This window comes from Enterococcus sp. BWB1-3 (assembly GCF_016745275.1).
Taxonomy (GTDB): Bacteria; Bacillota; Bacilli; order Lactobacillales; family Enterococcaceae; genus Enterococcus_L.
In genome coordinates this window covers 65,914-76,532 of record NZ_JADOEP010000020.1, presented here as the reverse complement: position 1 = coordinate 76,532, position 10,619 = coordinate 65,914, and the positions used below count along the sequence as shown (strand labels likewise).

The following is a 10,619-nucleotide window of genomic DNA, read 5'->3' as shown; positions in this document are numbered from 1 at the left end:
CTATTCTAGGTGATGCAGGGTATGTTGGAAAGGAACGAGCAAATCGTCTATCTAAACAAGGGATTACCTTGCTTGCGATTCCTAGAAAATCTATGAAAGAAGCGAATAAAATAGATTATTCTCTCTTCAAAAAACAAAGAAAAGCAATTGAAACCGTCTTTTCTTCTTTAGAAATCCTTGGAATAGAGGGGATTCACGCACATTGTATTCAACGTATTATGACAAGAGTACAACTAACGGTTCTGCTTTATAATCTTTTGTTGGCTGAAGCACATAAAGAAGATAGTGAAACATTAAAATTTTCAATTGGACTTGAGAAATTAAGTGCTTAATTAACCAGCACTGTGGGTATAGTTATATCGGGTATATATACAAATCTTAGATGTTTTATAATTTATATTTTAGAAAAAGAGGATGACTTTGATCGGTTGAAAGACTACTATTTATCAATCGATCAAAAAAGCTCAGCAGCTGATGCAGAAAAATGATTTTAAGTTGTCAGAGATCAGTCGTTTGGAAGTCACAGAAATCAAGAGTATCGTGATTTCAAAATTGTTGCAGTCTCAATGGGCTGGAATTGAGACTGAGCTGGAGATAAAAGAAGTAATCGATGAGATTAACATGGACCCAGTGATGTTGATTCGTTGTTTAGGGATTATTTTAGACAATGCGATTGAGGAGACCAAAGGAAACGCGGATGAGTTTATCCGAATGGCGGTCATCAAAGAGATACACAGTATCAGTTTTATTGTGCAGAATACCATTAAAGCAGATCATCCAAAGCTTTTTGAAATGAATCGCAGTGTTTTTTCTACAAAGGGAGAAAACCGAGGCTTAGGTTTAAGTAATTTGAAGGAAATGATTGACCCACAGATGAATGTGACACTAGAGATGCTTATTGATAATGACTGTTTCATTCAAAAAATTGAAATAGCTTAGTGAGATTTTGATTATTTTACTAATATATTGGTTTGAGGAGGCAGTAGATTTAAGTTAGGGGGGACTTATTTTTGATATATATAATCATTTGTATTCAATATTTCATTGTATTGTCAATGAATTCACACTTCATTAGTGAAAAATTTCTAAGCTTGAAAGGAACGCTATTATCACTTGTTTTTGGTGTTATATTTGGATACGTATTTGGATATATAGGTATATATATTCAATTTTTAGTGTTTTTCTCTGTTCTTATATTGAATTATTATTTGAAAAAAACGTGGAATAAGAACCTGTTGTACGCTTCCTTAAGTTGTAGCTTAATCGTATTGTTTGATCATATTGCATCATTCATACTCTTATATGGTCAAAATGAAATAATCAAAGAAGTAGAGATAGGTTCACAAATGCTCTTTTTATTACGAGTGTTTTTCTATTTTATGTTTGCTGGAATAACCATTTATGGTATTAAAAAAATTCAAAAACGCGTGCATCTGGATGATGTTGGAACTTGGCTGGTTACTTCATTATCACTAGGCCTATACATAATATTATGTACAATTATTTTTTTTGCGAATGCTGAAGGGAATCTATTAAGTACAGTTTTACTTAATAGTTTCTTCATTACTTTGTACTTTACGTTTACAGTAGTTTTGCTATTTATCACCTATTTCTATATGAAAAAAAGAAGTGAAGACAAATACAAAGAGAAAGAAAAGCAGAATCTGAAAGAATACACAACATATCTTGAGAGTAATTACAATGAACTGAGAAAATTTCGTCATGATTATCAGAATATTTTGACGTCGTTAGAAAGCTTTATTGAAGAGGATGACTTTGATCGGTTGAAAGACTACTATTATCAATCGATCAAAAAAACTCAGCAGCTGATGCAGAAAAATGATTTTAAGTTGTCAGAGATCAGTCGTTTGGAAGTCACAGAAATCAAGAGTATCGTGATTTCAAAATTGTTGCAGTCTCAATGGGCTGGAATTGACACAGAATTGGAAGTAAAAGATAGAATCAATGATGTGAACATGGATTCAGTTTCTTTGATTCGTTGTTTAGGAATTATTTTAGATAATGCAATCGAGGAGACAAAGGAAAATAAAGAAGGGTTCATACGAATGGCAATTATAAAAGAGATGGAAAGTATTAGTTTTATTGTTCAGAACACAATTAAAACAGGGCACCCGAAGCTTTTTGAAATGAATCGCAGTGGTTTTTCTACAAAGGGAGAAAACCGAGGCTTAGGTTTAAGTAATTTGAAAGAAATGATTGATCCACAGATGAATGTGACACTAGAGACGCTTATTGATAATGACTGCTTCATTCAAAAAATTGAAATTACTAATTAGAGGTGAACTATGTTAAGTATCTATGTGTGTGAAGATAATCCAAAGCAGTTGGAGAATTTAACCACTGCAATAAAAAACTACATATTGATGAAAGATTATGATCTAGAGTTTACTCTGGCAACTGCTGATCCTCAGGAAGTATTGACTAAAGTGAAGGAACGTCAGACAACAGGATTGTATTTTTTAGATGTAGATTTGAGTAATGAAATGACAGGGATTGGCCTTGCTGTGGAATTGAGAAAACTTGATACGGCTGGGAAAATTGTTTTTATCACAACCCATGCTGAATTATCTCATTTGACATTTTCTTACAAAGTAGAGGCGATGGATTACATTGCAAAGGATGATCCAAATTTAACTAGGAAAATTCAGGATTGTATCAATGTAGCACATGAACGTTATTTGAATGATTTGAATCCCAATAGATCATTTTTCCAAATCAAATCTGGTGAAAAAATTATCAAATTGAATAAGGAAGAAATTCTATTTTTTGAATCTTCTTCAACGCCTCATAAGGTTGTTGTTCATTTAGAAAATCGTCAAATAGAATTTTATGGCACAATCAAAGAGCTGGCTGAGAAAGATCGCAGTTTCTATCGATGTCATCAATCATTTGTCATCAATTTAAATAATATCAGCGAAGTGAAAAAAGCAGAGCGGATAGTTATTATGAATAATGGAGAAACTTGTTATGTGTCAACACGCTATTTGAAAAAACTATTGAATTTACTTGATCAAAAATAGATTAGATAGTGTGTCTCTTCTTATAAATGTGGGACAGGAACAGAAAAGAGTTAACAGTTTTAATTACTCAAACCAGTACATCAGGTGTGCTGGTTTTTATGTTGTGCGCCAGGCATGGTGACTATCTGGGTGGTGAAAGTCCACTGCAGAGGTACACATCGACTAACCGCTAGAGAAGCGCAAGGTATCACTCGCAAGGGTGGGGCTGAAGGAAGCGTGTATCAAACTCTTGGCTTGACGAACAGAAATCTGATACAAAGGCTATGCAGACGGATAAGGCTCCAACACAAGCTGAAGTCCAAAAGATGTGCGTAAACCTGCATGGTAAATCAGGCAAGTAAAAGAGGAAAGGTAGTCGTCTTACACTGGGAGGTCTCACGGACGACTGAGGAGAACCCTAATAAGAAAGCCGGTCGAAAAAGGTTTATCGTGAGAAGTCAGTAGAGGTCATAGTAATGGATTTTTTTTCCATGAAGGACCGAACAATTTATAATGTTTCTACACCACGAATACGTGAAAGAGTTAATTCTGAATGTGTTAATGAGGAAAGTATAAGCGTATCTCAAAGGATAATCAAAAGAGAATGATCTTTCGCTACGTGACAGGAAGGAAGAAACGAGTCAAGAAGTATCAGAGTAGACCTCATAAGGATTCAATCAAGAAGTTTCAACGAAAACTCAGAAAACTAACGAAGAGAAACTGGAGTGTTTCGTTGGATGAGATAATCACCAAACTGAATCAGGTGATAAGAGGTTGGGTGAATTATTTCCATATCGCGAAGATGAAAGGTAAATTGGTAGAAATTGACCAAAAACTCCGCTCGAGGCTCCGTGTTATTATCTGGAAACAGTGGAAGAATAATGATAAACGCATTCGATCACTCGTTCAACTGGGGATTCCAGAGGAAGAGGCCAAAGAGCTCACCTATTGTCGAAAAGGGTATCGCTACATTGGGTTATCCAAAGTTGTTCAACGAGCACTCTCAAATAAACAGCTTGAGTAGGGAGGAATACCGTCTGCTCTTGGACATTATCTAAAAGTACACACTGAAATATAAATTGAAACGCCGTATACGCGAACCGTTCGTACAGTGTTGTGAGAGGGCGGAAAGTTAGCTAACTTTCTCCTCTACTCGATTTAGAGAAATATAGACTGATAGAGTGAGTCTGAGTATATTCACTTGTGATACGCAGAACCCTATCATAACTCAGTATGGTTTTTAAGATGATTAAGACCCTGATATAGCAACGATAAATTCAATGTTTTCAAGAGAAGCTGTGAAAGTGGGTACACTAAAGCTGTAATAAGAAAAACTACCAGCTATTTTTATGATATAGTAAGAGCATCTGGAAAAATGATGGAGGAAATGAATGAACAATAATGACATATTGCTGCGTCTGAGATATGCCTTGGATATTAAGGATACAGATATAGTGAAAGCTTTTGAACTAGGCGGGATGACTGTCTCTAAAGAAGAAGTGAGGGCAATGCTGACCAAAGAAAATAATCCACAGCAAGAAGAAAATGATATTTTTGAAAAAAATATCTATGTTAAAACTATCAATAATCAAGTACTGGATACATTTTTGAACGGATTGATTCTTTTAAAACGAGGAGAACCGAAGGATGGATCAACAGATAAAACGCCATTAAAAAGTAGTGAAGTCCGGTATATGAATAATATTTTATTGAAAAAGGTGAAGATTGCTTTAGCTTTGACCAGTGAAGATATGCTGGATATTTTGGCTGAAGCCGGTGTCTATCCTTCAAAAGGAGAACTGGGGGCTATTCTGAGAAAGGAAGGACATCGTAATTTTAAACCGTGTGGAGATAAATATGCGCGTAATTTTTTGAAGGGCTTAGGCGTATGTTATCGCAGAAATTAATAGAAACAGGACATAGTTGAAATATGAGGCAGCAGATTTGGAAATGGTTCATTCGCTTCAGGAGAATCTAAACAAAATCGTTGTACGATACGAATCAAATGTTGCGAAACAGTGATAGAACGGATTGTTACAGCGCGTGATTCATTCAATACAAATGAAAAAGAGACAGTTGGAACAGAGCTTGATAGGAAGAAACGCTTTTGGTAGATAGATTCTGATGGAACAAATGAAAATCATAGAATTGCAAATGTTTTACTTGGTAGGTTAGTATTGAAGGATGCTCAAACAGTCGACAGTGAATACTAGAGGAGAAGTTATATAAAGGTCAAGGAATAAATGCATTCCGGTTAAGTCTACTTTGAAATTGAGGAGCTTCAAAAGGAGCAGACAATTTATTGGGATATGCGTTTGAAGCCTAACCACATATTCCCAAAATGTAGTGGCCTATGGATCGCCATGCATAGTGAAGAAAAAACTAGAAGGATAATGATATAGTCAGCTATCCATTGAAATTAGAAAGATCAATCATCATTAGTGGGTGATTGATCTTTCTTCTGTATTGAAAATCATTCGCATAGCGGATTGGCTAAAAAAATCAGGGACTGTGACATTAATATGTCTGAATCCCCTAAAGCCGAATAAACAGTATTCCAATCTTTGTATGGTCCGAGCATTCGTAAGAAGCGTAGGAGCAAGTTCTTCCAAGCCTCTCAGGCATGCGCCAAGCATTCAAAGAAGTGTAGGAGCAAGTTCTTGTATGCCCCTCAGACATGCGCCGAGCATTCGAAGAAGCGTAGAAAGCAAAGCCCCCTCCATGCTTCGAGGATCGGAACGAAGTCCTTCAATTCTTAGCGGCTCTGCCGTTTAGAAAATGATGAGATCGAAACGAAGTCCTTCAATTCTTAGTGGCTTTGCCATTTAGAAAATGATGAGATCGAAACGAAGTGTAGTGTAGTGAGAACCGTAGACACAGAAAAACGGATACAGCGTAATGTTTTGTCTCGAGAATCGTTCGACTCGTAGAGACAGCAGTTCTTCTACGTAATGTTTTGTCTCGAGAATCGTTCGACTCGTAGAGACAGCAGTTCTTCTACGTAATATTTTGTCTCGAGAATTGTTAGACTTGTAGAGATAACAGTTCTTCTACGCTCCGCATACAGTTCTACTACATCAAGTGAGCTAGTTTTATTCAAGGAATACTTATCGAAACTACGCATACCATTCTGCTAAAGTACGAATATAAGCAGAAGTGGCAAAGTAGAACTAGCACTGGTCGGTCCTAAACTGTGCCGAGTAATCGCAGGCAACATCTCGGAAATAAGTCGAATAATACTGAAAATATGAGCAGCTCAAGGCAGGCAAACGGTCAATGCGTAATGTTTTGTTTTCTCATGCAAGCGCATATCGCAGTTTAGAGCTTACTCGGCGCATGGAGAAGCCTTGTCACAACCTTGTAAATAAGTGTTTATTAAGATTTGCCCGATCAGCTCTCTACACCTGTTTATACATTTCTTTTAGGTGTTCCAGAGTTCTTGGCAGATGCTTTTCAGGGGTTGCTTCCAGGCTGGCAAACATCAGGGGTTTGTCGTATTTCAGGAATTTCAGGATTTGTTCATAGTTCATCCAGCCGGTGCCGACGGGGACGATTTTGATTTGTCCGTTTTCAACTACAAAATCTTTTAAGTGCATGGAACAGATATCATCTCGTAGCTGGTTCAATGCCTGATTGATTACCTCTTCCTGTTTATGGTAGTTTTCTACAGATATCAGATTCGCACAATCCATAATGATTCGCAGATTCGGCGACTGGATTTCCTGAATCAGCCGTTTGGCCAAATCAGCGGTATGGAGAGGGTGATTGATTCCAGCTTCAATGCCGACAGTCACACCCAAGCTTTCGGCATAGGCAACCATTTCGGCAACAGATTGTCTGGCAGTCCGGTAGGCATCTTCTGTATAATTCTTGGTCGTATAGCCGGTTCCTACGCTGCCTGTTTCAGTTCCGACAACGGCTGCCTGAAAGCTTGAAGCCACTGCAATGTGCTGTTTGAAGTCGTTAATTGCCTGCGTTCGAACGGTAATATCTGGACTGGCTAAGTTTACATAACAGCCTAAGACAGAAACCTTGATGCCTAGTCGGGAGAAATAGTCTCCGAAGTAATGTCCTGTACCGCTGGAGATGCTGTCCAAACTGGGAAGTGCATCGGGAAATGATTTCTTTACTGCCAGCTGAATATGAGAAAAGCTGTTTGCAAGCAGCTTTTCTCCCAGTTCTTCACGTGAAGCGGCAGTGATGTCGTGTGCACGAATGCCTAAATTTAATGGCAGCATAATAGATTTTTCCTCCTTTTTCTTCCTTTATAAATGGCAGGAATCAGACTAAAAATTGAAATAGGTTTCTGCATTTGTATAACTGATTGCTTCAACTAAGTTTCCTAACAAGATTCCATCCTCCGGTGCTTCTCCTCGTTCAACGATTTCTCCGATGAATTCGCAGAGAACGCGTCGGAAATATTCGTGGCGGGTGTAGGACAGGAAACTGCGGGAATCCGTCAGCATACCGACAAAGTTATGAAGGGCACTTCCGTTGGCGAATTGGCTTAGCTGCTGACGCATGCCGTCTCTGGTATCGTTATACCACCAGCCTGAGCCCAGCTGTATTTTTCCTTTAACCTCTTTTTGGAAACAGCCGATTAATGCGGTTAAGGCTGGATAGTCATTTGGATTTAAGGAATAAACAATTGTTTTCGGTAACTGGTCTGTCGCTTCTGCCCGATTCAACAGCTTTTGAAGCGGGATTGTAATGGATAAGTCGTTGATACCGTCATAGCCTGTATCAGGTCCTAATTGATCAAACATTGTCTGATTACAGTTGCGGTACGCATGGATATGAAGCTGCATTGTCCAGTTATGCTGGTGGTAAAAATGAATTAAGCGTATCAGTGTTTCTGTGCGATGGGCATTGATTTCTTCTTCTGACAGCGGCTGTCCCTGACAGGCTTTTTGGAAAATCCGTTCCAATGTTTCTGTATCTGCTTCCTTATATCGTAGAGTATCCAGTGCGTGATCAGATAAGCGTCCACCCAGTGAATGAAAAAATTCAACTCTGCTGCCAAGTGCGGCAATCAGTTCTTCATAGGTAGAAATATCCAGTCCGCTGCTTTCAGCCAATTGTTTCACCCAAACTGAAAAGCCTTTTTGATCGATGTTCAGTGCTTTATCCGGGCGAAAAGAGGGCAGGACTTTAAAGGCAGGTTCATCTTCTGCCAATAATTGGTGGAAGCCCAAATCATCTACAGGATCGTCTGTTGTACAAACCACTTTTACATTCGAATTTTTAATGATTTCTCGTCGTTTAAAAGCCGCACTAGTGATTTTTTTATTCGCCTGTTCCCAGATCGCTTCTGCATTTTCTTCGTTTACCAATAAATCAATTCCGAAGAAGCGCTTCAATTCAAGGTGCGTCCAAGTATACAGAGGATTGCCGATTGTTTTAGGAACAGTTTGACACCAGGCCAGGAATTTTTCATAATCTGAGGCATTACCTGTAATCTGAGACTCTGGAACACCGCAGGCGCGCATCAAGCGCCATTTGTAGTGATCACCTTTTAGCCAGGCCTCTGTAATGGATGTAAAGGCTTTGTTTTCATAAATTTCCTGAGACTCTAAATGACAGTGATAGTCAATGATTGGCATTTGGGCAGCATGATTGTGAAACAGCTTCTTTGCCCAGCTTGTAGAGAGTAAAAAATCATCGTTTAAAAACATTTATTTTCCTTCTTTCTAAGGGAATCGTTCTTTTTTCTGTTATCTAAAGAGTGACACCTGTTTTGAAAATAGCCACTTCTCTTACATCGTTTTCTTCATTTCTTGTTGATTCACCGCTGGCTACAGCAATGATCTTCTGAATGAATTCTTCTAAGACAGCTTCCATCGGCTGTTCCAGTAATGTGCCGGCATTAAAATCCATCCAGTGACCTTTACGTTTAAAGATGTTGCTGTTGGTTGCCACTTTCACAGTAGGGACATACGCACCAAATGGCGTTCCCCGTCCTGTAGTAAACAATACAAGATGACAGTCGGAGGAAGCCAGAGCAGAAGCGGCAACTAAATCGTTTCCTGGTGCCTGCAGCAGACTTAAGCCCTGTGTTTTGAGTTTTTCTCCATATTTTAAGACATCAACAACGGGGGCTGTTCCTGCTTTTTGTGTACAGCCAAGTGATTTATCCTCCAGCGTAGTGATGCCGCCGTCTTTATTTCCGGGAGAAGGATTTTCATAAACAGGTTCTCCGAATACCAGAAAATACTGTTTGAAGTCATTGATCAGCTGAACAATTGCGTCAAAGACTTCTTCGTTTTCAGCACGAGCCATCAGCATGTGTTCTGCTCCAAACATTTCAGGGACTTCAGTTAGAATCGTACTACCGCCCTGTGCAATTAAAAAGTCAGAGAAAGCTCCTAATAATGGGTTTGCAGTGATCCCTGAAAAGCCATCTGAACCGCCGCATTTCAAGCCGACATTCAACTCAGACAGTGGCACATCTTCTCGCTGATCATTTTTCGCAGCCTCAAAGAGCTCTTCCAGTAAAGCGACACCAGATTCTACTTCATCGTAAACATCCTGAGCGATCAAAAACTTCACTCGATCAGAATCATAGTCACCCAGTTTTTCTTCGAACGCGTCAACCGTATTGTTTTCACAGCCAAGACCAAAAACGAGGACTCCTCCTGCATTTGGATGTTTGACAGCATCAATCAGAACCTCACGTGTATTGGCATGATCAGTTCCCAGCTGTGAACAGCCATAGGGGTGCTTCAAAATTGTGATGTTGTCAAAGGGTCCCAAATCTGGATGATTCACTGTAAACCGCTTTAACATCAGTTCAGCCATCCCGTTTACACAGCCTACTGTTGGGACGATAAATAAATCATTACGAATACCGACTTTTCCGTTGCTCCGGCGATAGCCTTTGAACGTCAGCTCCTTTTTTGGATAGTGTACTTGGTGGAGTTCAGGTGTATACGTATAGTCTAGTTCCCCGGATAAATTTGTTTTTACGTTGTGCGTATGCAGCCAGGCGCCTGTTTCTGCAGCAGAAAGCATATGACCGATCGGATAGCCGTATTTGATGACATCCTGATTTTCTTTCATTGGCTGCAGTGCAATTTTGTGCCCCTGCGGGATATTCTGTTCAGCGGTTAACTGGATGCCGTCAATGTTGATAGACTCTCCAGCAATAATGGGACGCAAAGCTACGGCTACGGTGTCTCTTGGATTCAGCTTTAATAAAGCTGCTTTTGTTTGAGTGTTGATCATGAGCTCATTCTCCTTTTCTTAGTTGAGATCAATCCCTTGCTAATCAATTATTGGATTGCGTTTATTTTTAAGGTCCGATATCCCCATTTCTAAACGATTGAAATAGCAAGAACTGCGGTTCTCCTTTTCTTAATTGAGATCAATCCCTTGCTAATTAATTATTGGATTGTGTTTATTTTTAAGGTCTGATATCCTCATTTCTAAGCGATTGAAATAGCAAGAACTGCGGTTCTCCTTTTCTTAGTTGAGATCAATCCTTTGCTAATCAATTATTGGATTGCGTTTATTTTTAAGGTCCGATATCCCCATTTCTAAGCGATTGAAATAGCAAGAACTGTGGTTCTCCTTTTCTTAATTGAGATCAATCCCTTGCTA

9 protein-coding genes are annotated in these 10,619 nt (G+C 38.9%); 6 read left to right on the top strand and 3 right to left on the bottom strand.

The window, feature by feature from the left end:
• The 6 genes from IW492_RS13330 to IW492_RS13305 all read left to right on the top strand — a co-directional run.
• Nucleotides 1-332: transposase (locus tag IW492_RS13330; RefSeq protein WP_202068130.1), on the top strand; the 332-nt coding region annotated here is incomplete at its 5' end.
• A gap of 142 nt (nucleotides 333-474) precedes the next feature.
• Entirely contained in the window at nucleotides 475-939 is a 465-nt protein-coding gene (locus tag IW492_RS13325) for a GHKL domain-containing protein (RefSeq protein ID WP_202068129.1), read from the top strand.
• Nucleotides 940-1,268: 329 nt separating this feature from the next.
• On the top strand, nucleotides 1,269-2,297 hold the full coding sequence (locus tag IW492_RS13320) for a sensor histidine kinase (RefSeq protein ID WP_202068128.1): 1,029 nt from the start codon (nucleotides 1,269-1,271) through the stop codon (nucleotides 2,295-2,297).
• A 9-nt stretch (nucleotides 2,298-2,306) separates the two neighbouring features.
• Complete coding sequence (locus tag IW492_RS13315) at nucleotides 2,307-3,041, top strand: LytR/AlgR family response regulator transcription factor (RefSeq protein ID WP_202068127.1); 735 nt, start codon at nucleotides 2,307-2,309, stop codon at nucleotides 3,039-3,041.
• Between the two features lie 583 nt (nucleotides 3,042-3,624).
• Nucleotides 3,625-4,044, top strand: coding sequence for a group II intron maturase-specific domain-containing protein (locus tag IW492_RS13310; RefSeq protein ID WP_202068126.1), 420 nt, complete (start codon nucleotides 3,625-3,627; stop codon nucleotides 4,042-4,044).
• A gap of 367 nt (nucleotides 4,045-4,411) precedes the next feature.
• The gene (locus IW492_RS13305; RefSeq protein ID WP_202068125.1) at nucleotides 4,412-4,927 is read left to right on the top strand and encodes a DUF1456 family protein; all 516 of its coding nucleotides are present in this window, start codon (nucleotides 4,412-4,414) and stop codon (nucleotides 4,925-4,927) included.
• A 1,491-nt stretch (nucleotides 4,928-6,418) separates the two neighbouring features.
• Here the strand turns inward: IW492_RS13305 and IW492_RS13300 are convergent.
• Genes IW492_RS13300 through IW492_RS13290 form a run of 3 tightly spaced genes read right to left on the bottom strand, consistent with a single transcriptional unit; the run spans nucleotide 6,419 to nucleotide 10,244 of the window.
• Complete coding sequence (locus IW492_RS13300) at nucleotides 6,419-7,258, bottom strand: sugar phosphate isomerase/epimerase family protein (RefSeq protein ID WP_202068124.1); 840 nt, start codon at nucleotides 7,256-7,258, stop codon at nucleotides 6,419-6,421.
• Nucleotides 7,259-7,306: 48 nt separating this feature from the next.
• Entirely contained in the window at nucleotides 7,307-8,695 is a 1,389-nt protein-coding gene (gene uxaC, locus IW492_RS13295) for a glucuronate isomerase (RefSeq protein ID WP_202068123.1), read from the bottom strand.
• Between the two features lie 43 nt (nucleotides 8,696-8,738).
• Entirely contained in the window at nucleotides 8,739-10,244 is a 1,506-nt protein-coding gene (locus tag IW492_RS13290) for a UxaA family hydrolase (protein ID WP_202068122.1), read from the bottom strand.
• Between the last annotated feature and the right edge of the window lie 375 nt (nucleotides 10,245-10,619).